Source organism: Curtobacterium sp. MCBA15_007 (assembly GCF_001864905.1).
GTDB classification, from domain to species: Bacteria; Actinomycetota; Actinomycetes; order Actinomycetales; family Microbacteriaceae; genus Curtobacterium; species Curtobacterium poinsettiae.
Map to the genome: position 1 here is coordinate 706,717 of NZ_MJGM01000001.1, position 22,084 is coordinate 728,800.

A 22,084-nucleotide genomic window follows, 5' to 3' on the forward strand; every position below is an offset into this window, starting at 1 on the left:
CTGCGCACCGCGGTTTGCGGGTGTGCAGAGCGGGAACACCGGTGTCTTGCGGGTCCGAGCGCGGTCGTGCGCCGGGGCTAGAGCTTCGTCGAGCCGCCGATGCCGGGCCCCTCGGGAGCGTTCGACGGGGCGATGTGCGCCCCCGTGCTCGCGGCGCCACCGTTCTGCGGGCGGAGCAGGTCGCGGATCTCGAGCAGCACTTCGACGTCGGTCGGGGGCACGTCCTGCGGGGTCTGCTCCTCGTCGTTCTTGACGCGCTCGAACGCCACCTTCTTCAGGTGGTTCACGGGTACGACGAGCGCGAAGTACACGACAGCGGCGACGATGACGAAGTTGATGACCGCGCCGATGATCGCGCCGAAGTAGAGCGTTGCGCCTTCGCCGGAGACCGTGGGGATCTTGACCTTCAAGGCTTGGTCGAGGCTTGAGGCGTTGAACACCGCACCGATGAGCGGGTTGATCAGGGCGCTGACGATCGTGCTGACGATCGCGGTGAACGCCGCACCGATGACGACTGCCACGGCCAGGTCGATGACGTTGCCGCGGAGCAGGAACTCCTTGAAGCCCTTCATGCGAGGGTCTCCTTCCGGGTCGAGGACGGCCGCCGAGTGGCGACGCGCCCAATGTATCCGGAGAGCGCAGACCGCGTCAGGACGCGGCGGACTTCGAGCTGCTCGGCTTCGACTCGGGCTTCTTCGCCGGCTCGGACTTCTTCGGCTCCGACTTCGCAGGGGCGCTCGACGACCCCTCGGCCTTCGGCGCCGGGCGGGAGTCGGTGCGGTAGAAGCCACCGCCGTTGAAGGTCACGCCGACGGGGGAGAACACCTTGCGCAGGACGCCGCCGCAGACCGGGCACTCCGTCAGGGTGGCGTCGGAGAACGACTGCTTGATGTCGAACGCGTTGTCGCACTCGGTGCAGCGGTACGAGTAGGTGGGCACATCAGCTCCGGAACGTGATGATGCGTGACGGCGTGATGATGCCGTCGACGGGTTCGTCGTGGGGTTCGCGCGGGACCTCGTCGAGGTACTCCGCGTCGAAGATCACAGCATAGACGGGCGGGCGGTTCGCCATGGACCCGAGGGTCTTGTCGTAGTAGCCGCGCCCCCAGCCCATGCGGACCCCGTCGTGCCCCACCGCCGCCGCGGGGGCGAGGATGGCGTCGACGTCATTGATCGCGAGCGGGGACAGGACCTCACCGACGACCTCGGGCAGGCCGAGCAGGCTCTCGGTCTCGCTCTCACCGTCGCCCACGGCCCAGTCGAGCAGGCCGTCCTCGCGGGTGACGGGCAGCAGCACGCGGATGCCCTGCTCGAAGGCCCAGTTCAGGAACGGCCGGACGTTCGGCTCGTCCGGCGCGGACAGGTACAGGGCGATGGACGTCACCTGGCGCTCCTCGACGAAGCGCTGCAGGGTCGCGGTCAGGGTCTCGGTGTCCGCGTCGCGTTCGGTCGTGGTCCGGGTGCGCCGCCGCTGCCGGAGTTCGGCTCGCAGGGCGCGCTTCTCGTTCCCGAGATCGGCGATCATGCCGAGGAGTCTACCGAGGGGTGTCGTTGCGGCTTCCCGCCGGGAACGCGCGCACTCCCGTGTCCCCCGGAGCGACGACATGCCCTCGAAAGGGGGATCGGATACGGTCTGACCATGGGCTTCCAGATTTCGAAGGCGGTGATCCCGGCCGCAGGGCTGGGTACCCGCTTCCTCCCCGCGACCAAGGCGATGCCGAAGGAGATGCTCCCCGTCGTCGACAAGCCGGCCATCCAGTACGTGGTGGAAGAGGCTGTCGGTGCCGGGCTGACCGACGTGCTGATGATCACCGGGCGCAACAAGAACGCGCTCGAGAACCACTTCGACCACGTGTCGGAGCTCGAGGAGACCCTCCGCAAGAAGGGCGACCACGAGAAGCTGCAGAAGGTGAACCAGTCGACGGACCTCGCCGACATGCACTACGTGCGCCAGGGTGACCCGCTCGGCCTCGGCCACGCGGTGCTCCGCGCGAAGATGCACGTCGGCCGCGAGCCGTTCGCCGTGCTCCTCGGTGACGACATCATCGACGCCCGTGACCCGCTGCTCCAGCGCATGATCGAGGTCCAGGGCGAGAAGAACGCCACCATCGTGGCCCTGCTCGAGGTCCCCGAGTCGCAGACGCACCTGTACGGCATCGCCACGGTCGAGCCGACCGAGACCGACGACGTGGTGAAGATCACCGGCCTCGTCGAGAAGCCCCCGCAGGGCGAAGCGCCCTCGAACCTGGCCATCATCGGCCGCTACGTCATCCGTCCCGAGGTCTTCGACGTCCTCGAGAAGCAGGAGCCGGGCAAGGGCGGCGAGATCCAGCTCACCGACGCGCTCATGAAGATGGCGAGCGCGGAAGAGTGGACCGGCGGCGTGTACGGCGTCGTGTTCCGTGGACGCCGGTACGACACCGGTGACAAACTCGACTACATCAAGGCGATCGTGCAGCTCGCCTCGGACCGCGATGACCTCGGCCCCGACCTCAAGTCGTGGCTGAAGGAGTTCAACGCGGGCGAATAGTCGGCCATCCCGCTCGGGTCCGGTGATCACGGACCCGAGCGGGACACCCCGTCCCGCACCGGGGCGGGACCCCGGAGGAACCCAGCGATGACGACGATCCCGACCCTGTCCCACGGGCGGGTCACCATCCGCCCCCTCCGGCTCCGCGACACCCGCGACCTCGACGCGGCACTCGCGACGAACCGCTCGTGGCTCCGCACCTGGGAAGCCACGAACCCCTCCGGACACGTCTCCACCGACGTCCGTGGCAGCATCCGCGCGCTCCAGGCCAACGCCCGCGCGGGACTCGGTCTGCCGTTCGCGATGGAGCTCGACGGCCGCTTCGTCGGGCAGCTCAACGTCTCCGGCATCTCGTACGGCTCGCTCGCGAGCGCCTCGATCGGCTACTGGGTCGTCGAGGACGCCGCCGGCCACAACGTGACGCCGATCTCCGTCGCCCTCGCCGTCGACCACTGCTTCCGGTCGCTCGGCGTGCACCGGATCGAGATCTGCATCCGGCCGGAGAACGCCCCGAGCCTGCGGGTCGTCGAGAAGCTCGGCTTCCGGTACGAGGGGCTCCGTCGCCGGTACATCCACATCAACGGGGACTGGCGCGACCACTTCTGCTTCGCACTGGTGGCCGAAGAAGTCCGCGGTGGCGTCCTCGAGCGCTGGGTCCAGGGGCAGGTGCCCCCGGGCGTGGGGACCGTGCCGCTCGCCGCTCGCGACGAGGCCGCGATGCCGCTGGACACGACGCCGCGCATCTGACGCGCTGCACCTGACGGGCCCGGAGGCGCGGCGCACCTCCCACGGATTCCGCCCCGACACGCGCAACACGCGTCCGGCAATGACGGGGCCGGGGAACCGCCGCCCCTACCGTGTTCGCATGGCAGGAATCGGCTCGTGGGGTGGCGGCATCGTCCTGCTCGTCGCGGCCGTCCTCTGGCTCGTCTACCTGATGCCGTCGTGGGCCGCCCGTCGTCAGTACCTGGCCACCGAGCGGAACGCCATCCGGCTGCAGCAGACCCTCCGGATCCTCGCGCAGACCGCCGAGCTGCCGGACGAGGTCCGCATCGAGATGAACGCGAAGTCCCTGGCCCAGGCGCAGCGCGTCGCCCGGTCCGAAGAGGCCAAGCGCACCGCCATCGTCCGGGCCCACGAGGCCGCGCGGCAGCGTGAGATTACCCGCCGCCTCGCCGAGCAGGCCCCGGTGCTCGAGCGGGCATCCGCCGTGCCGGCCCTGACCGCGATGCGGATGCGCCGTTCCCGGCTCGGAGCGACCCTGTTCGGCACGCTCGGCATCGTCATCGCCCTCGTGGTCTTCATCGCATCGCCGTCGCTCTGGCTCGTCGGTGTCGCCGGCCTCGTCGCCGCCGGTGGGTCCGCAGCGGTCCTGGCCCAGCTGCACCAGGTGGCGACGGCGCGGAAGCAGCGTCTCGCGGCCGCCGAGACGGGCGCGACCCGCGCCTCCCGGCAGTCCACCGCGTGGACCGACCCGGCGCCGCCCCTGTCGACGGAACAGCCCGCTGTGCCCACGCAGGACCGCTCGTGGACCCCGAACCACGTGCCGAAGCCCCTCTACGTGGAGCGACCGGCCGCGCCGGCCGCGTCGCCCGAGTCGTCGGCCGAGCTCGCCGCCCGGTTGAAGGAGCGCGTCGCCGCGGCCAAGGCGGAAGCCGAGGCCGAAGCTGCGGCGATCCGTGCGGGCGAGTCCGACCCGTCGCTCGCCACCGTGTCCCGGATGCGTCCCGAGCTCGAAGAGGCGGCGGCGTCGCTGTCCGCGCACGACCAGGGGCGTCTCGCCGAGCGGCTCGGGCTCCGGGCCCCGGCCGCGTCCGCCGGCCTTGACCCCGGCGCTCCTGCTCCAGCCGCTCCTGCTCCCACCGACGAGCCTGCCGGGCCGCCGAGCAAGTGGGCCGGCATGGGCGTCCTCGACGACGATGCGTACCAGCAGGCCGACCTCGACGCGATCATGCGACGGCGCCGCGCGGTCTGACCCGCGGCACGCCCGACGGGCCACGCGCGATTTCGGCTGGGCCGAACGAGGGTGCTAGTGTGGTCGAGCACTTGGGGCTATGGCGCAGTTGGTAGCGCGTCTCGTTCGCAATGAGAAGGTCAGGGGTTCGAATCCCCTTAGCTCCACCACGTGGCAACCACGAGAACGGCCCGGAACCGACAGGTTCCGGGCCGTTCTGTCGTTGCTGCGCGCGTGCGGCGAGACCTTCCTCCACAGGCCGAGCAACGGGGATCGTTCGACACAGTTCACGCACCGGGGTGGTGTGTTGTCCAACGCATCGCCCTAGACTCCCGGTGCGCCGCACAGGCGTCGCCGGCCCACCGGGCCCGACCAGGGGGAGAGCATGTTCCGTATCAGTCGTCTCGTCGCGACCATCGCGACCACGGTGGTGGTGGCCGCCGGCATCGCGGTCGCCGGACCGTCCTCGGGTGCGTCCGCGGCGGTCACACCGCTGGGTGTCGACATCTCCTGGCCGCAGTGTGGCAGCCAGGTGCCGACCGACCAGGCGTTCGGCATCGTCGGGGTCAACGAGTCCCTCGGCAACACCACGAACCCGTGCCTCGCCGAACAGCTCGACTGGGCATCGAAGTCCGTCGGCGGTTCGGCCCAGCCGAAGACCCAGCTGTACGCGCTGTTCGCCAACCCGGGGCTCCAGGCCTCGGTCTGGCCGACGTCGAACAGCTACCAGGGCACGGTGCCCACCAACCCGTTCGGCACGTGCGTGACCAAGAGCGGCAAGAAGCAGCTCACCCTGGCCTGCTCGTTCATGTACGGCTACGCCCGCGGGTACGACGACGTCCAGAGCCGTGGGGTCCCGACCCCGTCCGCCTACCGCTGGTGGATCGACGTCGAGACGGGTCTGTCGTACCAGCGCGACACCGCGCAGAACCGTGCGGCGATGCAGGGCATGATCGTCGGGCTCAAGACCGCCGGCGTGAAGCGGATCGGCCTGTACTCGACCGGGTCACAGTGGAAGACCATCGCCGGCACCGTCAAGGCGAACAGCCCGCTGTACGGCCGCTCGAACTGGATCGCGCTCGGCAAGAGCACGGTGACGAAGGCGCGGAAGGCCTGCTCCGGCACGCCGCTTCCCGGCGGCACCATCGCCATGGTCCAGGTCGAGGTGCCCTACGGCTCCGGCACCATCGACCGCAACGTCTCCTGCACCTGATCGACCTGACCTGACCTGACCGACGGACGGGAGGCCCGGTGCCAGCTGGCACCGGGCCTCCCGTCCGTCCGAGGGTCGCGTCAGACCCGTCGCCACCGCCCGATCGTCAGCCCGCGATGCTCTCGGTCAGCACGCCGGACTGCGCGAAGGTGGTGTGGATCGCGTTCGCGGCCTGCTCGAAGGCGCGGTTGCCGCGCGAGACGCCGAGCGCGCCGCCCTTGATCGCGGACTTGCCGGATCCGCGCAGCAGTCGGGCGACGGTGCGGCCGTCCGGGGCGATCATGATCTGCACGTCCAGGCGGGTGTGGAACGTGCGGTCGTTCGCCATGCCGCCGATGAGCAGCGTCAGGCCGAGGCTGCCGCGGGTCGCGCGGAGCGCACCCTGTTCGGCGTCGTCGACGGTGTAGCCCTCGTGGGCGAGCGCGTCGCGCACCTGGGCACGGGCGGTCTCGGGGTCGGTGGCGACGAAGAAGTCGTGGCTCTCGGGCATGTGTGTGTTCCTTCCGAACGGGTCCGCTGGGACACGGAGGACGCTCGTCCCCGGAGATGATCATGCCGTGTCGGAACGACGGAGGTGTCGCTTACGCTGGTCGTGTCATGACTGCCTCGATGAACCGCCGCGCACTCCTGTCCCTCGCCGGCGTCGCCGGGATCGGTTTCGCCGTTGCGGCGTGCTCCTCCGGCAGCGACAAGGGCGGCGACGGCGGCAGCGGCCGGGGCAGCTCCGGCGGCGGGGGCGGGACGACGTCCACCCCCGCGACGAAGCCCGTCGCGAAGGCCCTCGCCCCGGCGCAGGTCCCGCTCGCCGGTGGCGTCACGGTCACCGTCACGGGGACCGGGCTCGCCGCGGTCAAGGGCGTCACCGTCGGTGGTGTCGCTGCGCGCGACGTCGAGGCGACCGCGTCGAAGGTGACCTTCACGGCCCCGCACCAGGCGATGTACACCGCCGGTGACGCCGACGTCGCGCTCTTCACGTCGGCGATCGAGCCGAGCCCGTCCGCCAACCAGTCCTCGGACGGCAACGGCAGCGCCGCGAACGACGGGCAGAGCGGCGCCACCCAGGACACCGCGACCACCACGCCCACACCGACCGCAGCCGCCACACCGGACGCGGGCAGTGCCATCGCGACGACGACCCTCGCGTACGCCGCACTGACCGACGTCGACCGGCAGCTCGCCTACGCGATGCGGTACTGGAAGGACTACAACCTCGCCGAGTACGGCACCATGAACCCGATCGGCGGCGACTGCGCGAACTACGTCAACCAGACGCTCATCGCCCGCGGCTGGAAGCAGCGGTCCGACTGGTACAACCGCGCGGCCGGCGCCGAGCACAGTGCGACGTGGACCTACTGCCCCACCATGGACCCGTGGCTCGAGACCAACGCGGCCGAGTTCGGGCTCACCCGGCGCTCGTCGGACGAGCGCGACAAGGTGCAGGTCGGCGACATCGTGTTCTTCGACTGGAACGCCAACGGCTCACCGGACCACACCACCATCGTGTCCGAGGTCTTCACCGAGTCCGACGGCACCATCCGCATCAAGTCGGCGAGCCACAACCAGGACGGCCCGTACCGCGACCTCGACGAGATGATCACGGTGCAGCACCCCGGTGGGACGGCCTGGTTCCACACGTTCGACGCGTAGCGCTGTCGCGGCCCGCAAGACACCGGTGTTCGCGTGTCGCACCGCGGTCTGCGCGTGTTCAACCGGCGAACACCGGTGTCTTGCAGAGCCGACGGACAGCGCCGCTCAGGGGTACCCGAGGAACCAGAGCAGCACGATCGCGATCGACTGCAGGCCCACCCCGACGACGAGCCACGTCACCGCCCGCCGCCGCGTCCCCACGAACACGTCCGACCCGAGCAGCGGCGCCATCGGCATGAGCAACCGCGGCAACGACTGCTGCGGCAGGAACACGGCCACCAGGTACAGCCCGTACGAGGCCGTGAACGCGAGCACGTCGGTGCCCAGGGCCCGGGTGCTCCTGCGCGAGAAGAACCACACGGCGCCGGCGAGCACCACCACGACGAGCCCGATGCCGAGCGGCCCGAGCCACGTCGACGCCATGATGAACCACGGTGTCAGCGGCGCGAAGTGCTGCCGGCCGACGAACCCCACCCACCACGACAACTCGGTGTCCAGGTAGGCGTCCGGCCGCCCCGTCACGGCGGTCGCGATGACGGGCCACGCCAGGCCCGCAGCCGCGACGACCAGGCCGGTCACCACGATCGCGATCCGATCGCGCCACGGGAACACCTCGGCTGCTCGCCCGGACCGGCGCGCTCCGACCCACCGCACCACCAGGTGCACGGCCAGCGCCAGCGCCAGTGCCAGGACCCCGGGCTTCGTGAACGCGGCCACGACACCGAGCGGTGCGATCAGCCAGTACCGTCGCCGCACCAGGGCCAGCAGTGCGCCGAACAGCAGCACGAGCAGCAGGCTCTCGGCGTAGGCGACCTGCAGCAGGAAGCCCGTCGGCGCGAACGCGAACAGCGCGGTCGCCCAGCGGGCACGGTGTGCGCTGCCGACGGCGAGCACCAGCCGGTACAGCAGCACGCACGCGCCGGCTCCGGCGATCGAGGCGACGACGACTCCGGAGACCCAGAACGAGGCGCCGGTCAGCGTCATCAGGATCCGCACGACCGTGGGGAACACGGGCAGGAACGCCCACGCGTTCGGCAGGACGTGCCCGGCGTCGTCGACGGGCAGCGTCGCCGGGTACCCGTGCTCGGCGATGGTCCGGTAGAACGAGGCGTCCCACGACCCCGAGAACGTGAAGAACGACGGGTCGCGTCGGTACGAGGCGAACGGCCAGCCGTTCGCGGTCGCCAGCAGGTACACGGTCGCCAGCAGCACGGTGCTCACCACCCGGGAGCCCATCCAGAGCAGCAGCGGCGCGGTCCACGCGCTGTGCCGTCCGGTCAGCAGGTTGCGGAACCCCCGCCTGGAGGCCCGGCTCGCTTCCGCCACGTTCGTCACCCGCCCGATCCTCCCAGACCGTGGGCCGCGCCCCGCATCGCGGGTCGCCGCCCGCCCGGCGCGAGGCGACCCGTGTGCGTCGTGAGCAGCGGTGGTCGGGTCCGTCTGCCGGAGGTGACCACCGCTGCTCACGGGGTGCGGGTCTCCCGGCTAGCGCCCCGTGACCGCGCGACGGATCTGCTCGATCGGGACCTTCGGGGAACGGTCTGCGTTGAGCAGGCCGTTCGTCTCCTGCATGGTGTCGGTGAGCTGCGTCCAGCAGGACCCGGCGAGGAACGAGCTCGCACGGACCGCGTCGTACAGCGCGGTGATGCGGGCGACCCAGTCGTCGCCGTCCGTGGCCGACGTGTACCCCCAGCCGTCCTCGCGCTGGACGCCCGGCTGGTAGTTCACGCCGCCGAACTCGGTGAGCATGACCGGCTGGCCGAGGTCCTCGGCGCCCCCGACCAGGATGCGGCGGTCCGCCGGGCCGATCCCACCGAGCAGCCGGGTCCGTGCGGTCTCGTCCGCGTAGGTCGCTGCGAGCCGGGGTCCGTCACCCTCGTAGTCGTGGATCGTGACGATGTCGGAGTTCGTGTGCTCCCACCCGTCGTTCGAGATCACCGGACGCGTCGGGTCGAGTGCCCGCGTGACGTCGGCGAGGGCCCGTGCGTAGGCCTGCTGGGCCGGGTCGGTGGCGATGTGCTGCACACCCCAGCTCTCGTTGACGGGCACCCACGTGACGATCGACGGGTGCGAGGCGTCACGCTCGACGGCGTCCATCCACTCGCGCACCAGACGCTGCACGGCACGGGGGGAGAACGCGTAGGCGCCGGGGGCCTCGCCCCACACCATGAGTCCGAGTCGGTCGGCCCAGTACAGGAACCGCGGGTCCTCGATCTTCTGGTGGTTGCGGGCTGCGTTGAAGCCGAGCTCCTTGATGAGTTCGACCTCGCGGCGGAGTGCCCGGCGGGACGGGGCGGCGATGTGCGACTCGGGCCAGTAGCCCTGGTTCAGGACGCTGCGGACCTCGTGGCGTCGGCCGTTGAGCAGGAACGCGCCGCCGTCGACCCCGACCGTCCGGATCCCGAAGTAGCTGGCGACCGCGTCGATCGGCGTCGCGCCGGTACGCGGCAGCAGCGAGACCGTCGCGTCGACCAGGCGTGGGGCGTCCGGGGTCCAGTGCAGCTCGTCCTCGGCCTGCCCGTTCGTCTGCCGCGCGATCGGGACGACCACGTCGAACTCGTCCCCGGTCTCGCCGACGGTGGTCTCGATCGTGGCGAGGTGCTCGTCGCGTTCGTCCCAGCGGGCCTCGACGCGCAGGCGCTCGCCGCCGGTGCGGTGCCCGTCGAGCCGGACCGTCAGGCGCATGGTCGCGTGGTCGACGTTCGTCCAGCGCAGGGACGCGATCGAGACGGTCGGCACGGCCTCGAGCCAGACCGTCTGCCAGATCCCGGTGGTGCGGCGGTACCAGATCGCGTGCGGGTCCTCGTGCCAGTCCTGCTTGCCGCGCGGCTGGGTCAGGTCGTGCGGGTCGTCCTCGGCGCGGACCACCAGGGTGTGCACGGCGTCGGGGTCCGTGACCAGCGCCTCGGTCACGTCGAAGGAGAACGGCGTGTGGCCGCCCTCGTGCTCGCCGATGAACTGCCCGTCGACCCAGACGCGGGCACGGTGGTCGACGGCACCGAAGTGCAGCACGAGTCGAGGCGCGCCGGTGCCGAACCCGGCGGCGTCGAGCTCCGAGCGGGTGATCGCACGGGAGTACCAGACCACGGGGTGGAATCCGGGCTCGTCGATGCCCGAGGCCGGGGACTCGGGCGGGAACGGGACGACGATGTCCCGGGCGTCGGTGAAGCCGGTGCGCCAGGCGTCGTCGTCGCCGTCGTTCCGGAACGACCACGTGCCGTCGAGGTCGGCCCAGGCGGTGCGGAGCATCTGCGGCCGGGGGTACGTGCCGTCCTGCCGCGAAGCGAGGGGGAGGCCGGGGGCGGAAGCGGAGTCAGGTGCGGCCACGGTGCCGTCGAGCGTGCTCATACCTCCATGTTCCCGGTTCGGTACATCGTTGTAAAGGGCATGCCGCCCGCCGTCGCGCCGAGGACTCGGCACCTCGCCAGCCCCCGGCGCGTAGGTTCCGCTGCATGAGCGACGGAGCACCCAGCGCCCCCGACACCACCGCCCCCGACACCCGCACGCCGAGCGACCACGACCTCGAGTCCTGGATCGCCGACCGTCGCTGGTACGCCTCGAAGGGGTCCGTGCCGCGTCTCCACACCATCTCGACCGACGACGGGACCCGCCTGGTGCTCGACGAGGCCCCCGCGGTCCCCGTGCTCTACCAGGCACCGATCACGAGCGGTCCCGACGGCACGGTCGTCGACGCCACCACCGACCTCGCGTGGGTGTCGGCGCTCGCCGCACGCATCGACGCGGCGCCGGAGTGCCTCAGCCCGATCGGCCGGGTCACCGCGGCCCGCGTCCTGACGGGCGAGCAGTCCAACACCTCGGTCATCTGCGACACGGAGTCCGGCGATCGCGTCATCATCAAGGTCTTCCGCGTGCTGCACCACGGCGACAACCCCGACGTGACCACGCAGCTCGCCCTCACCGCGGCGGGCAGTACCCGCGTGCCCCGGGTCTACGGGGCCCTCCGCGCCGAGTGGCCCGACGTCGGCCGCCCGGACGGCGCCGCGACCGGCCACCTCGCCTTCGCCCAGGAGTTCCTGCCCGGGCTCGACGACGCCTGGCGCGTCGCCCTGCGGGAAGCCCAGGCCGGCACGCCGTTCGGGGACCGAGCCGAGCAGCTCGGCACCGCGCTCGCCGACGTGCACCGCACCCTGGCCGGAGCGCTGCCGACCGAGCCGGCCGACGGGTCACGACGCGCCACCGCAGTCGCCACGATGCACACCCGACTCGACACCGCCGCCCGCGAGGCCCCCGCCGTCGCCGAACACGCCGACGCGATCCGTGCGGTCTACGCCCGGGCAGCCGACGCGATCTGGCCGGACCTGCAGCGCATCCACGGCGACCTGCACCTCGGGCAGGTCCTGGCGGCTCCGGATCCCCGCGGGTGGGTCTTCCTCGACTTCGAGGGCGAACCGCTCCGCCCCCTCGACGAACGGTCGCTGCCGGACGTCACCCTGCGCGACGTCGCGGGCATGCTCCGCTCGTTCGACTACGTCGCCGGTGCCCTGGCGCACGACGCCGAGCCGGTCGACGCGTCAGCCTGGGCAGCCGAGGCGCGAGCGCGCTTCCTCGACGGCTACCAGCGCGGCACCGGCGCGGACCTCGCCGGCCACAGTGCGCTGCTCGACGCCTTCGAGCTCGACAAGGCGGTCTACGAGGTCGTCTACGAGACCCGCAACCGACCCGACTGGGTCGGCATCCCGCTGGCGGCCGTCGCGCGCCTGGTCGGCGACAGCGGGTCCTGACCGCGACCCACGAACGCCACAGGAGGCCCGTGGCGACACCGTCACGGGCCTCCTGTCCGTCACCGGGTGACGCCCGTCTAGTTGACGGGTCCCGTGTACTTCTCGCCCGGCCCGGCGCCGATCGCGTCCGGGATCGCCGACGCCTCGCGGAAGGCGAGCTGCAGCGACCGCAGCCCGTCGCGGAGCGGGCGGGCGTGGTGGTCGCCGATCTCGGTCGCGGCGGCGGTGACCAGACCGGCCAGCGCGGTGATGAGCTTCCGTGCCTCGTCCAGGTCGGTCTGCTGCTGCGGGTCGTCGGCCAGGCCGACCTTCACGGCCGCGGCACTGAGCAGGTGCACCGCAACGGTGTTGATGAGTTCGACCGCCGGCACCTCCGCGATGTCCCTGGCGGCGTCGATGCCGGTGTCGTCGATCGGGGTGTCGCTCACAGTGCTCCTCTGCTAGGCTTGCTCGCGGCAGATGCTGTCCGTGTGCCATCAGTTCTCTTGACATCAGTTCTCCTGACGTCACGAACCCTGACAACTCCCGGACGGTGTCACGAAAGAGGAGTCTCTCCCACCCGCGGCCGCGTTCCACCAGGCTACCGGGTCACCACCGCTCCGCGAGCGCACGTGTTGCGCTCGTCGGTCGGATCCCACGGATCCGATGCAGGGCGGCTGCCGAACGGGTCGACATCCCGTGCGTCAGATCTCCTCTCTCGTGCTGTCGTCCAGGGCAAACGCCCCGGACGGCCACCACCTGATTGAAGGAGCTCCGCATCACCGATCCCCGTACCAACGACCGAATCCGCGTTCCCGAAGTCCGACTCGTCGGTCCGCAGGGTGAGCAGGTCGGCGTTGTCCCGATCGCCATGGCCCTGCGTCTCGCGCAGGAAGCCGAACTGGATCTGGTCGAGGTCGCGCCGAACTCGAAGCCGCCCGTGGCCAAGATCATGGACTACGGCAAGTTCAAGTACGAAGCCGCTCAGAAGGCCAAGGAAGCCCGTCGCAACCAGGTGAACACGGACCTGAAAGAGGTCCGTTTCCGCCTGAAGATCGACGTGCACGACTACGAGACGAAGCGCAAGCGCGCCGAGGGGTTCCTCCTCGGTGGCGACAAGGTGAAGGCGATGATCCTCTTCCGTGGCCGCGAGCAGTCGCGTCCGGAGCAGGGTGTCCGTCTCCTCCACAAGTTCGCGGAAGAGATCGCCGAGTTCGGCGTCGTCGAGTCGCGTCCGACCCAGGACGGCCGCAACATGACGATGATCATCGCCCCGCTCAAGAACAAGTCCGACGTCAAGGGCGAGCAGAACGCCAAGCGTGCTGCACAGAAGGCCGAGCGTCGTGCCACCGAGCACGCCGCGAAGGGCAAGGACGAGGCCGAGGCCGGTTCCACGTCCGAGGCAGCTGCGGAATCCACGGACTCCGCGGCCGAATAGGTCCCCGGACCGAACCCGCAACGACGCGGCCCCCCATCCATCCCACGGAAAGGCACCACCATGCCCAAGCAGAAGACCCACTCCGGGTCGAAGAAGCGCTTCAAGGTCACCGGTACCGGCAAGATCATGAAGCAGCAGGCCGGTATGCGTCACAACCTCGAGGTCAAGAGCTCCAAGCGCAAGGCCCGCCTGAACGAGGACCAGGTCCTCTCCAAGGGTGACGCGAAGAACGTCAAGAAGCTCCTCGGCCACTGAGCCCCGCAGATCGTAAAGGAATAGTGCAATGGCACGAGTAAAGAGAGCGGTCAACGCCGCCAAGAAGCGCCGCGTCATCCTCGAACGCGCCGAGGGCTACCGCGGCCAGCGTTCGCGTCTGTACCGCAAGGCCAAGGAGCAGGTCACCCACTCCCTCGTCTACGCGTACCGCGACCGTCACGCGAAGAAGGGCGAGTTCCGTCGCCTCTGGATCCAGCGCATCAACGCTGCCTCCCGTGCGAACGGCCTGACCTACAACCGCCTCATCCAGGGTCTCAACCTGGCCGGCGTCGAGGTCGACCGTCGCATCCTCGCCGACCTCGCGGTGAACAACCCCGAGACCTTCACCGCGCTCGTCGAGACCGCGAAGAAGGCCCTCCCGGCCGACACCTCGGCCCCGAAGGCTGCGTAGTCAGTTCTTCTGCTCGCGAAACCCCCGCCGCACGGCGGGGGTTTCGTCGTTCCTAGACTTGGGTCGTGAGCGATCTCCTCGAGAACCCCCGTGCCGGACGCGTGAAGGCCGTTGCGGCCCTGGCCAAGAAGGACGTCCGGGCCGAGACCGGCCTGTTCCTGCTGGAAGGACCCCAAGCGGTCCGCGAAGCGCTGGAGTACGCGCCGGAGCTCCTGCGCGAGCTGTACGTGACCCCCACCGCCGCAGCCCGCTACGGGCTGGACGACGCGCCGGTGGACACGTGGTTCGTGACCGAGCAGGTGCTCGACGCGATGGCGGACACCGTCACCCCGCAGGGCGTGGTCGCGGTGTGCCAGCAGTTCCCGACGTCGGTGAAGGACGTCTTCCCGGACCGCGCTGCGGCTGGCGCCGACGCGGAGGCCCGTGATGCGTCCGACGAGCAGGCCGCGTTGCCCGGACTGGTCGCCATCCTCGAAGAGGTGCGGGACCCGGGGAACGCCGGCACGATCATCCGCGCGGCGGACGCGGCCGGAGCCGATGCGGTGGTGCTGACCGGCCGGTCGGTGGACCCGTACAACCCGAAGGTCGTCCGGTCGACGACCGGGTCCCTGTTCCACGTGCCGGTGTCGGTGGGTGTCACGCTCGCGGACACGATCGAGCGGGCGAAGGCCCTCGGCTACACGGTGCTCGCCGCCGACGTCTCCGGCGACGACCTGCCGGTGGTGCGCGCCGAAGGGATGCTCGACGGTCCGACCGCGTGGGTCTTCGGCAACGAGGCACGCGGGCTCACCGCCGACGACCTGGCGCTCGTCGACCGGGCAGTCAAGGTGCCGATCTACGGGCAGGCGGAGTCGATGAACCTCGCCACGGCGGCGTCGGTGTGCCTGTACGAGTCGGCCTTCGCGCTCCGGAGCTGACGCTCCTCCACAGACCGGTCGTCGGCGTCGGCCATCCACCGTCCGCTCGGTGCAGGTGGGTGGTATCCCGACGGCCGGTAGGCTTGGGTCTCGTGTCAGAACCTCTCGAGATCAGCGAATCGGCCGTCGCCGACGCGGTGGACGCGGCCCTCGCCGCCGTCCGTGCCACGACGACGGTCGCCGAACTGAAGCAGGCCAGGGCCGAGCACACCGGTGAGCAGTCACCGTTGGCGCGGATGAACGCATCGATGCGCAGTGTGCCGCCGGAACAGAAGGCCGCGGCGGGCAAGCTCGTCGGGCAGGCCCGTGGGCGGGTGAACGCGGCGATCGCCGAGCAGGAATCCGTCCTCGCGGTGGCCGAGGAACGCGCACGGCTCGAAGCCGAACGCGTCGACGTCACCGCGTTGCCGACCCACCGCGCCACCGGCTCCCGCCACCCGCTCTCGCTGCTGAACGAAGCCGTCGCCGACATCTTCGTCGGCATGGGGTGGGAAGTCGCAGAAGGCCCGGAGCTCGAGCACGAGTGGTTCAACTTCGACGCGCTGAACTTCGACCAGGACCACCCCGCCCGGGCCATGGCGGACACGATCTTCGTCGAGCCCGTCGACCGGCACCTGGTCATGCGGACCCACACCTCACCGGTGCAGGTGCGGTCGCTGCTGTCGCGTGACCTCCCGCTGTACGTCATCGCGCCCGGACGCGTCTACCGTGCCGACGAGCTCGACGCCACGCACCTGCCGGTCTTCACCCAGGTCGAGGGCATCGCGATCGACAAGGGCCTGACGATGGCGCACCTGCGCGGCACGCTCGAGCACTTCGCCCGGCAGATGTTCGGCGCCGAGGCGCAGATCCGCCTCCGCCCGAACTACTTCCCGTTCACCGAGCCCAGTGCCGAGATGGACGTCTGGCAGCCGAACGCCAAGGGTGGCGCACGGTGGGTCGAGTGGGGTGGCTGCGGCATGGTCAACCCCAACGTCCTGCGTGCCGCCGGGATCGACCCGGACGAGTACCAGGGCTTCGCGTTCGGCATGGGCATCGAGCGGACGCTGCAGTTCCGCAACGGCCTGAACGACATGCGTGACTTCCTCGAGGGCGACATCCGCTTCTCGCAGCAGTTCGGAACGGTGGTCTGATGCGCGTCCCACTCCGTTGGCTCGGTGAGTCCGTCGACCTCCCCGACGACGTCACCCTCGAGCACGTCCACGCGGCGCTCGTGTCGGTCGGCTTCGAGGAAGAAGACGTCCACACCTTCGACCTGACCGGCCCCGTCGTGGTCGGTCGGGTGCTCGAGCGCGTCCCCGAGCCGCAGAAGAACGGCAAGACGATCAACTGGTGCCAGGTGGACGTCGGCGAAGCCGAGCCCCGCGGCATCGTCTGCGGCGCGCACAACTTCGACGTCGGCGACCTCGTCGTCGTCACGCTGCCCGGTGCGGTCCTGCCCGGGCCGTTCCCGATCGCCGCCCGCAAGACCTACGGACACGTGTCCGACGGCATGATCGCCTCGGCGCGCGAGCTCGGGCTCGGCGACGAGCACGACGGCATCCTGCGCTTCGCCGACCTCGGCATGGAGCCCGCCGTCGGTGCCGACGCGATCGCGCTCCTCGGCCTCGACGACGCCGCGGTCGAGATCAACGTCACGCCCGACCGCGGGTACGTGCTGAGCATGCGCGGGGTCGCTCGTGAGTACGCGCACGCCACCGGAGCCAGCTTCCACGACCCCGTCGAGCGCATCGCGCCGCGTGCGGCCGAGGGCTTCCGGGTCACGATCGACGACCAGGCTCCGGTCCGGGGTCGGGTCGGCGCCTCCACGTTCGTCACGCGCGTCGTGCGCGGGATCGACCCGGCAGTGAAGACACCCTCCTGGATGGTGTCGCGTCTGTCGCTGGCCGGGGTGCGTTCGATCTCCCTGCCCGTCGACATCACGAACTACGTCATGTTCGAGCTCGGCCAGCCGCTGCACGGCTACGACCTGCAAGCGATCGCGGGGGGCCTCGGCGTCCGCCGGGCGAACGCCGGTGAGACGCTCGAGACCCTCGACGGCACCGTCCGGGAGCTCGACCCCGAAGACCTCGTGATCACCGACGACGACGGTCCCGTCGGGCTCGCCGGCGTCATGGGCGGGGCCCGCACCGAGATCTCGGCGAGCACGACGGACATCCTGATCGAGGCCGCCGGGTTCGACCAGGTCTCGATCGCCCGCACCGCTCGTCGGCACAAGCTGCCCAGTGAGGCATCCCGTCGCTTCGAGCGCGGGGCCGACCCGCTGGTGGCCGAGGCCGCGGCGAACCGCGCCGTCGAGCTCCTCGTCGAGCTCGCCGGCGGCACCGCCGACCCCCTCGGGTCCACGCTCGTCGACAGCGACCCGCGGCCGACCGTCACGATGCGGGTCTCCCGCCCGGCCGAGCTCGTCGGCGTCGACTACACCGACGCCGAGGTCATCGAGACGCTCCGTGCGATCGGCGCCACGGTCGAGTCCGACGGCGAGCAGCTCGCGGTCACCCCGCCCACCTGGCGCCCTGACCTGACCGACGACACCACGCTGGTCGAAGAGGTCGCACGCATCGTCGGCTACGACCGCATCCCGAGCGTCCTGCCCGTCGCCCCGCCCGGCCGGGGGCTGACCCGGCACCAGCAGGCACGTCGTCGGGTGGCCTCGGCGCTGGCCGCGGCGGGCCTGACCGAGGTCGTCACGGCCCCGTTCGTGTCGGCCGCCACGCAGGACGCCTACCCGGGGATCGACCCGCAGGGCGGACCGAGCGTCGTGCTCGCCAACGCCCTGGACAGCGAGCAGAACCTGCTGCGCCGCAGCGGCGTCCCGGCCCTGGTCGACGCCGCCCGCCGCAACGTCTCGCGCGGGCTCGTCGACGTCGCCCTGTACGAGACGTCCCGGGTGTTCTTGCCGGTGACGGGCGTGACGCTCGGCACCGACGAGGTCCCGGCGGGCGCGGCGCGGCCCGACCGTGCGACGCTCGAAGCACTGGACGCCTCGCTGCCGGCCCAGCCCTTCCACGTCGCTGCCCTGCTCACCGGCCACCGGGTCGTCAAGCAGCCCGGCGCCACCGCGGAACCGTTCGGCATCGCCGACGCCATCGACACGGCCCGCCAGGTCGCGTGGGCCGTCGGTGTGGAACTGGCCGTCGCGCAGGCCACCCACCCGTCGCTGCACCCGGGTCGCGCCGCGTCCCTGCTCGTCGACGGCACGGTCGTCGGCGTCGCCGGGGAACTCCTGCCCGGACTGGCCGAGGCCGCCGTCCTGCCCCGCGTGGTGGCGGTCGTCGAGCTCGACCTCGACGCGCTCGTCGCCGCAGCCCCGGAACTCGTCGCGGTCGCGCCGATCGTCTCCTACCCGGCAGCCACGCAGGACCTCTCCCTGGTGGTCGACGCCGGGGTACCGGCCGGCGAGGTGCTGGACGCGGTGCGCTCTGGCGCCGGAGACCTGTTGGAGTATGCTCGGCTCGTGGATGACTACCGGGGCTCCGGCGTGGACGAGGGACAGAAGTCCCTGACGTTCGCCCTGCGCTTCCGTGCCACGGACCGCACGCTGACCGCTGCCGAGGCCACCGAGGCCCGTGACGGCGCTGTCCGACGTGCCGGCGAGCGATTCGGGGCGACCCTGCGCGACTGACCCACACGGGATCAGCACCGCCCGGGGTCGCCGCCTCCGACTCTCTCGACGACCAGTCCGACCAAAGGTGGAATCCCATGTCCGTATCCGTCGCCGTGGCGGGAGCCTCCGGCTACGCGGGTGGTGAGCTCCTGCGTGTGCTCTCCGCCCACCCCGAGTTCGAGGTCAGGACGGTGACCGCGTTCTCGAACGCCGGACAGCCCCTGATCGCGACCCAGCCGCACCTCCGTTCGCTGTCGCACCTGACCCTGGCGGAGACGACGGCCGAGACGCTGCGCGGGCACGACGTGGTCTTCCTGGCGCTGCCGCACGGACAGTCGGGTGCGATCACCGCGGAGCTCGGCGACGACGCTCTTGTCATCGACTGCGGCGCGGACCACCGTCTGACGGACCCGGCTGCGTGGGAGCGGTTCTACGGCGGCGACTACTTCGGCGCGTGGACGTACGGTCTCCCCGAACTCCTGCTCGCGGCTCCCACTCCGGGTTCGGCCGACGAGTGGCGCGAGGTCGACGACATCGCCTCCCAGGGCAAGCAGCGTTCCGCCCTGGTGGGCACGAAGCGCATCGCGGTCCCCGGCTGCAACGTCACCGCGGTGACGCTCGGCATCCAGCCGGGCATCCAGGCTGGCCTCGTCGAGTCCGACGACCTCGTCGCGGTGCTCAGCGTCGGGCCGAGTGGTGCCGGCAAGAAGCTCAGCACCACCTACCTGGCCTCCGAGATCATGGGGTCCGCCAGTGCCTACGCCGTCGGGGGGACGCACCGGCACGTCCCCGAGATCCAGCAGAACCTGCAGGTCGCGGGCGCTTCCGACGTGACGATCTCGTTCACGCCGGTCCTGGTGCCGATGTCGCGGGGGATCCTGGCGACCACGACCGCGAAGCTCTCGCCCGGCGTCAGCGCGCGTGACGTCCGGCTCGCGTGGGAGCAGGCGTACGCCGACGAACCCTTCGTGCACCTGCTGCCCGAGGGCGAGTTCCCCCGGGTGGCCGACACGATCGGCGCGAACACCGCGCTCGTCGGCATCGCCGTCGACGAGGCCGCCGGCCGCGTCGTCGCGGTGACCGCCCTCGACAACCTCGCCAAGGGCACGGCGGGCGCCGCCGTCCAGTCGGCGAACATCGCCCTCGGTCTCCCCGAGACCACGGGCCTCAGCGTGGACGGAGTCGCACCGTGACCGACGCAGGCACGACCACCCAGACCGAGCCGGGCCTCCAGGGCGTCACCGCGGCAGCGGGTTTCCGCGCCGCCGGCGTGACCGCAGGCCTGAAGACCAGCGGCAAGCCGGACGTGGCACTCGTCGTCAACGACGGCCCCGACGCGGCCGTGGCCGCCGTGTTCACCAGCAACCGCGCCCAGGCACACCCGGTGATCTGGTCCCGCCAGGTCGTCGGGGACGGCGTGGCCCGGGCCGTCGTCCTGAACTCCGGCGGCGCGAACTGCTTCACCGGACCGTTCGGCTTCCAGACCACGCACCTGACGGCCGAGGCCGTGGGCGACGCCCTCGGGATCGGGGCCGGCGACGTCGTCGTCTGCTCCACCGGGCTCATCGGCGTCGGCGACCAGTCCTTCCGCGACAACGTGCTCCGTGGCGTCGACCTGGCGAGCGCGGCACTCAGCGACGACGGCGGTCCGGACGCCGCGACCGCCATCATGACGACCGACACGAAGGCCAAGCAGTCCGTCGTGACCGAGGACGGCTGGACCGTCGGCGGCATGGCCAAGGGCGCCGGCATGCTCGCACCCGGGCTCGCGACGATGCTCGTCGTCATCACGACCGACGCCGTGCAGACGCCGGACCAGCTCGACCAGGCGCTCCGGGCGGCCACCCGCATCACGTTCGACCGGGTCGACTCCGACGGCTGCATGTCCACCAACGACACCGTCGTCCTGCTGTCGTCGGGTGCGAGCGGCGTGACGCCCGAGGTCGGTGACTTCCAGGAAGCCCTGACCGCGGTCTGTGCCGACCTGGCCCGGCAGCTGCAGCAGGACGCCGAGGGCGCGAGCCACGACATCACGATCGAGGTCGTGCACGCCGTGACCGAGGACGACGCCGTGACCGTCGGTCGGAGCGTCGCCCGGAACAACCTGTTCAAGGCGGCCGTCTTCGGCAACGACCCGAACTGGGGACGGGTGCTCGCAGCGATCGGCACCACCGACGCCGAGTTCGACCCGTACGCGGTGGACGTCAGCATGAACGGTGTCCGGGTCTGCCACGCGGGCGCACCCGACGAGCCGAGCGACTCCGTCGACCTGACCCCGCGTGACACCCACGTGCGCATCGACCTCGGTGTCGGCACGCACTCGGCCACGATCCTGACCAACGACCTCACGCACGACTACGTGCACGAGAACAGCGCGTACTCCAGCTGATGGCGGCCGACACGAACGGGGCCGGCACGCCCCTCACGAAGGAAGAAGAACACGAGTTCGCCGCGGTCAAGGCCGCGACGCTCATCGAGTCGCTGCCCTGGCTCAAGCGTTTCTCGGGCAAGGTCGTCGTGGTCAAGTTCGGCGGCAACGCCATGGTGAACGAGGACCTGAAGCGCGCCTTCGCCGAGGACATGGTCTACCTGCGCTACGCCGGCCTGCACCCCGTCGTCGTGCACGGTGGGGGTCCGCAGATCTCGGCCGCCCTCAAGGAACAGGGCATCGAGTCCGAGTTCCGCGGCGGCTACCGCGTCACGACGACCGAGGCGATCACGGTCGTCCGGGACGTCCTGGCCGGCGAGGTGAACCGCGAGATCGTCGACTTGATGAACGAACACGGCGAGGGCCTGGCCGTCGGCGTGTTCGGCGACGGCGGCTCGCTGTTCACCGGCGAGAAGAAGGGCGTCGTCGTCGACGGGCAGGAGTACGACCTCGGCCACGTCGGGGACATCACCCACGTCGACCCGTCCGGTGTGCTCGCCGCGATCGAGGCCGGTCGGATCCCGGTGGTCTCGAGCATCGCGATCGACGACGCGCACCCCGACCAGGCGCTCAACGTGAACGCGGACGCTGCGGCCGGTGCCCTGGCCATCGCACTCCGGGCGTCGAAGCTCATGATGCTCACCGACGTCCCGGGGCTCTACCGCAACTGGCCGGACCGTGACTCGATCGTCGACCTCATCGCGGTCGAGGAACTCCGCGAACTCCTGCCGAGCCTCGAGTCGGGGATGATCCCGAAGATGACCGCGTGCCTCGATGCCGTGGTCGGCGGGGTCGGCGGCGCGACCATCATCGACGGCCGGATCCCGCACTCGATCCTGCTCGAGGTCTTCACCCTGCGGGGTGCGGGCACCGAGGTGATCCCGGACCCGAGCCGACGAACCGAGAACCAGATGACCCACGCCGAGATCGGCCGACGCGTGGCGTCGCCGTCGATCGACAGC

At 70.9% G+C, this 22,084-nt stretch carries 21 protein-coding genes, 1 tRNA gene and 1 pseudogene; 16 read left to right on the top strand and 7 right to left on the bottom strand.

Going from position 1 to position 22,084, the window contains the following annotated elements; translation table 11 throughout:
• Window positions 1–77 precede the first annotated feature (77 nt).
• From mscL to BIU95_RS03405, 3 genes are all read right to left on the bottom strand, one after another.
• Window positions 78–572 (bottom strand): large conductance mechanosensitive channel protein MscL, encoded by a 495-nt coding sequence (gene mscL / locus BIU95_RS03395; protein WP_042540047.1) that lies wholly within the window; start codon window positions 570–572, stop codon window positions 78–80.
• A gap of 76 nt (window positions 573–648) precedes the next feature.
• On the bottom strand, window positions 649–939 hold the full coding sequence (locus BIU95_RS03400) for an FmdB family zinc ribbon protein (RefSeq protein ID WP_071250341.1): 291 nt from the start codon (window positions 937–939) through the stop codon (window positions 649–651).
• Window position 940: 1 nt separating this feature from the next.
• The gene (locus BIU95_RS03405; RefSeq protein ID WP_017887988.1) at window positions 941–1,525 is read right to left on the bottom strand and encodes a 5-formyltetrahydrofolate cyclo-ligase; all 585 of its coding nucleotides are present in this window, start codon (window positions 1,523–1,525) and stop codon (window positions 941–943) included.
• A gap of 114 nt (window positions 1,526–1,639) precedes the next feature.
• On the opposite strand from BIU95_RS03405, the gene galU reads away from it, so the two are divergent.
• The 5 genes from galU (at window position 1,640) to BIU95_RS03430 (ending at window position 5,697) form a co-directional block, all read left to right on the top strand.
• Window positions 1,640–2,530 (top strand): UTP--glucose-1-phosphate uridylyltransferase GalU, encoded by an 891-nt coding sequence (galU, locus tag BIU95_RS03410; protein WP_017887987.1) that lies wholly within the window; start codon window positions 1,640–1,642, stop codon window positions 2,528–2,530.
• An 87-nt stretch (window positions 2,531–2,617) separates the two neighbouring features.
• Window positions 2,618–3,277, top strand: a complete 660-nt coding sequence (locus BIU95_RS03415) for a GNAT family N-acetyltransferase (protein ID WP_017887986.1) — start codon at window positions 2,618–2,620, stop codon at window positions 3,275–3,277.
• 118 nt (window positions 3,278–3,395) lie between these two features.
• The gene (locus BIU95_RS03420) at window positions 3,396–4,505 is read left to right on the top strand and encodes a hypothetical protein (protein WP_071250342.1); all 1,110 of its coding nucleotides are present in this window, start codon (window positions 3,396–3,398) and stop codon (window positions 4,503–4,505) included.
• 73 nt (window positions 4,506–4,578) lie between these two features.
• Window positions 4,579–4,654: transfer RNA gene (locus tag BIU95_RS03425), tRNA-Ala, on the top strand.
• Between the two features lie 215 nt (window positions 4,655–4,869).
• Entirely contained in the window at window positions 4,870–5,697 is an 828-nt protein-coding gene (locus BIU95_RS03430) for a hypothetical protein (protein ID WP_056071707.1), read from the top strand.
• 106 nt (window positions 5,698–5,803) lie between these two features.
• On the opposite strand, the gene BIU95_RS03435 is transcribed toward BIU95_RS03430, so the two are convergent.
• A complete protein-coding gene (locus BIU95_RS03435) occupies window positions 5,804–6,187 on the bottom strand; it encodes a hypothetical protein (protein WP_017887983.1) in 384 nt (127 codons plus the stop codon).
• 107 nt (window positions 6,188–6,294) lie between these two features.
• Here BIU95_RS03435 and BIU95_RS18115 point away from each other — a divergent pair, with 107 nt between their 5' ends.
• Window positions 6,295–7,344, top strand: coding sequence for an amidase domain-containing protein (locus BIU95_RS18115; RefSeq protein WP_071250345.1), 1,050 nt, complete (start codon window positions 6,295–6,297; stop codon window positions 7,342–7,344).
• 105 nt (window positions 7,345–7,449) lie between these two features.
• On the opposite strand, the gene BIU95_RS03445 is transcribed toward BIU95_RS18115, so the two are convergent.
• Both BIU95_RS03445 and BIU95_RS03450 read right to left on the bottom strand, forming a co-directional pair.
• Entirely contained in the window at window positions 7,450–8,679 is a 1,230-nt protein-coding gene (locus BIU95_RS03445; RefSeq protein WP_175470707.1) for a hypothetical protein, read from the bottom strand.
• 150 nt (window positions 8,680–8,829) lie between these two features.
• A complete protein-coding gene (locus BIU95_RS03450; protein ID WP_083389190.1) occupies window positions 8,830–10,692 on the bottom strand; it encodes a glycoside hydrolase family 2 protein in 1,863 nt (620 codons plus the stop codon).
• 104 nt (window positions 10,693–10,796) lie between these two features.
• Here BIU95_RS03450 and BIU95_RS03455 point away from each other — a divergent pair, with 104 nt between their 5' ends.
• Window positions 10,797–12,086 carry a phosphotransferase gene (locus tag BIU95_RS03455; protein ID WP_071250347.1) on the top strand — a complete coding sequence of 430 codons (1,290 nt, stop codon included), beginning with the start codon at window positions 10,797–10,799 and terminating at the stop codon, window positions 12,084–12,086.
• A 77-nt stretch (window positions 12,087–12,163) separates the two neighbouring features.
• Here the strand turns inward: BIU95_RS03455 and BIU95_RS03460 are convergent, their stop codons facing one another.
• Window positions 12,164–12,514, bottom strand: coding sequence for a DUF1844 domain-containing protein (locus tag BIU95_RS03460; RefSeq protein WP_017887978.1), 351 nt, complete (start codon window positions 12,512–12,514; stop codon window positions 12,164–12,166).
• Between the two features lie 314 nt (window positions 12,515–12,828).
• Between BIU95_RS03460 and infC the strand changes: the two genes are divergently transcribed.
• The 9 genes and pseudogenes from infC to argB all read left to right on the top strand — a co-directional run.
• Window positions 12,829–13,503, top strand: a complete 675-nt coding sequence (gene infC / locus BIU95_RS03465) for a translation initiation factor IF-3 (protein ID WP_017887977.1) — start codon at window positions 12,829–12,831, stop codon at window positions 13,501–13,503.
• A gap of 60 nt (window positions 13,504–13,563) precedes the next feature.
• A complete protein-coding gene (rpmI, locus tag BIU95_RS03470) occupies window positions 13,564–13,758 on the top strand; it encodes a 50S ribosomal protein L35 (RefSeq protein WP_017887976.1) in 195 nt (64 codons plus the stop codon).
• A 28-nt stretch (window positions 13,759–13,786) separates the two neighbouring features.
• Complete coding sequence (rplT, locus tag BIU95_RS03475; protein WP_017887975.1) at window positions 13,787–14,170, top strand: 50S ribosomal protein L20; 384 nt, start codon at window positions 13,787–13,789, stop codon at window positions 14,168–14,170.
• A 65-nt stretch (window positions 14,171–14,235) separates the two neighbouring features.
• Window positions 14,236–15,087, top strand: coding sequence for an RNA methyltransferase (locus tag BIU95_RS03480; RefSeq protein ID WP_017887974.1), 852 nt, complete (start codon window positions 14,236–14,238; stop codon window positions 15,085–15,087).
• Between the two features lie 92 nt (window positions 15,088–15,179).
• Complete coding sequence (gene pheS / locus BIU95_RS03485) at window positions 15,180–16,220, top strand: phenylalanine--tRNA ligase subunit alpha (RefSeq protein ID WP_042540039.1); 1,041 nt, start codon at window positions 15,180–15,182, stop codon at window positions 16,218–16,220.
• A complete protein-coding gene (gene pheT / locus BIU95_RS03490) occupies window positions 16,220–18,712 on the top strand; it encodes a phenylalanine--tRNA ligase subunit beta (protein ID WP_071250349.1) in 2,493 nt (830 codons plus the stop codon). Before pheS ends, pheT begins: the two co-directional genes overlap by 1 nt.
• Before the next feature lie 77 nt (window positions 18,713–18,789).
• The gene (locus BIU95_RS03495; protein WP_071250352.1) at window positions 18,790–19,887 is read left to right on the top strand and encodes an N-acetyl-gamma-glutamyl-phosphate reductase; all 1,098 of its coding nucleotides are present in this window, start codon (window positions 18,790–18,792) and stop codon (window positions 19,885–19,887) included.
• Window positions 19,884–21,083 (top strand): bifunctional glutamate N-acetyltransferase/amino-acid acetyltransferase ArgJ, encoded by a 1,200-nt coding sequence (gene argJ, locus BIU95_RS03500; protein ID WP_017887970.1) that lies wholly within the window; start codon window positions 19,884–19,886, stop codon window positions 21,081–21,083. The genes BIU95_RS03495 and argJ overlap by 4 nt, the downstream gene beginning before the upstream one ends.
• Window positions 21,083–22,006 (top strand): annotated as a pseudogene (gene argB / locus BIU95_RS03505) (acetylglutamate kinase); the annotation flags it as partial. The gene argJ and the pseudogene argB, both read left to right, overlap by 1 nt.
• Window positions 22,007–22,084 lie beyond the last annotated feature (78 nt).

What these genes read in the sequence shown, in the direction of transcription:
- mscL (WP_042540047.1), bottom strand. Translation starts at nt 572, where the DNA reads ATGAAGGGCTTCAAGGAGTTCCTGCTCCGCGGCAACGTCATCGACCTG.
- BIU95_RS03405 (WP_017887988.1), bottom strand. Translation starts at nt 1,525, where the DNA reads ATGATCGCCGATCTCGGGAACGAGAAGCGCGCCCTGCGAGCCGAACTC.
- galU (WP_017887987.1), top strand. Translation starts at nt 1,640, where the DNA reads ATGGGCTTCCAGATTTCGAAGGCGGTGATCCCGGCCGCAGGGCTGGGT.
- BIU95_RS03415 (WP_017887986.1), top strand. Translation starts at nt 2,618, where the DNA reads ATGACGACGATCCCGACCCTGTCCCACGGGCGGGTCACCATCCGCCCC.
- BIU95_RS03420 (WP_071250342.1), top strand. Translation starts at nt 3,396, where the DNA reads ATGGCAGGAATCGGCTCGTGGGGTGGCGGCATCGTCCTGCTCGTCGCG.
- BIU95_RS03430 (WP_056071707.1), top strand. Translation starts at nt 4,870, where the DNA reads ATGTTCCGTATCAGTCGTCTCGTCGCGACCATCGCGACCACGGTGGTG.
- BIU95_RS03435 (WP_017887983.1), bottom strand. Translation starts at nt 6,187, where the DNA reads ATGCCCGAGAGCCACGACTTCTTCGTCGCCACCGACCCCGAGACCGCC.
- BIU95_RS18115 (WP_071250345.1), top strand. Translation starts at nt 6,295, where the DNA reads ATGACTGCCTCGATGAACCGCCGCGCACTCCTGTCCCTCGCCGGCGTC.
- BIU95_RS03450 (WP_083389190.1), bottom strand. Translation starts at nt 10,692, where the DNA reads ATGAGCACGCTCGACGGCACCGTGGCCGCACCTGACTCCGCTTCCGCC.
- BIU95_RS03455 (WP_071250347.1), top strand. Translation starts at nt 10,797, where the DNA reads ATGAGCGACGGAGCACCCAGCGCCCCCGACACCACCGCCCCCGACACC.
- rpmI (WP_017887976.1), top strand. Translation starts at nt 13,564, where the DNA reads ATGCCCAAGCAGAAGACCCACTCCGGGTCGAAGAAGCGCTTCAAGGTC.
- rplT (WP_017887975.1), top strand. Translation starts at nt 13,787, where the DNA reads ATGGCACGAGTAAAGAGAGCGGTCAACGCCGCCAAGAAGCGCCGCGTC.
- pheT (WP_071250349.1), top strand. Translation starts at nt 16,220, where the DNA reads ATGCGCGTCCCACTCCGTTGGCTCGGTGAGTCCGTCGACCTCCCCGAC.
- BIU95_RS03495 (WP_071250352.1), top strand. Translation starts at nt 18,790, where the DNA reads ATGTCCGTATCCGTCGCCGTGGCGGGAGCCTCCGGCTACGCGGGTGGT.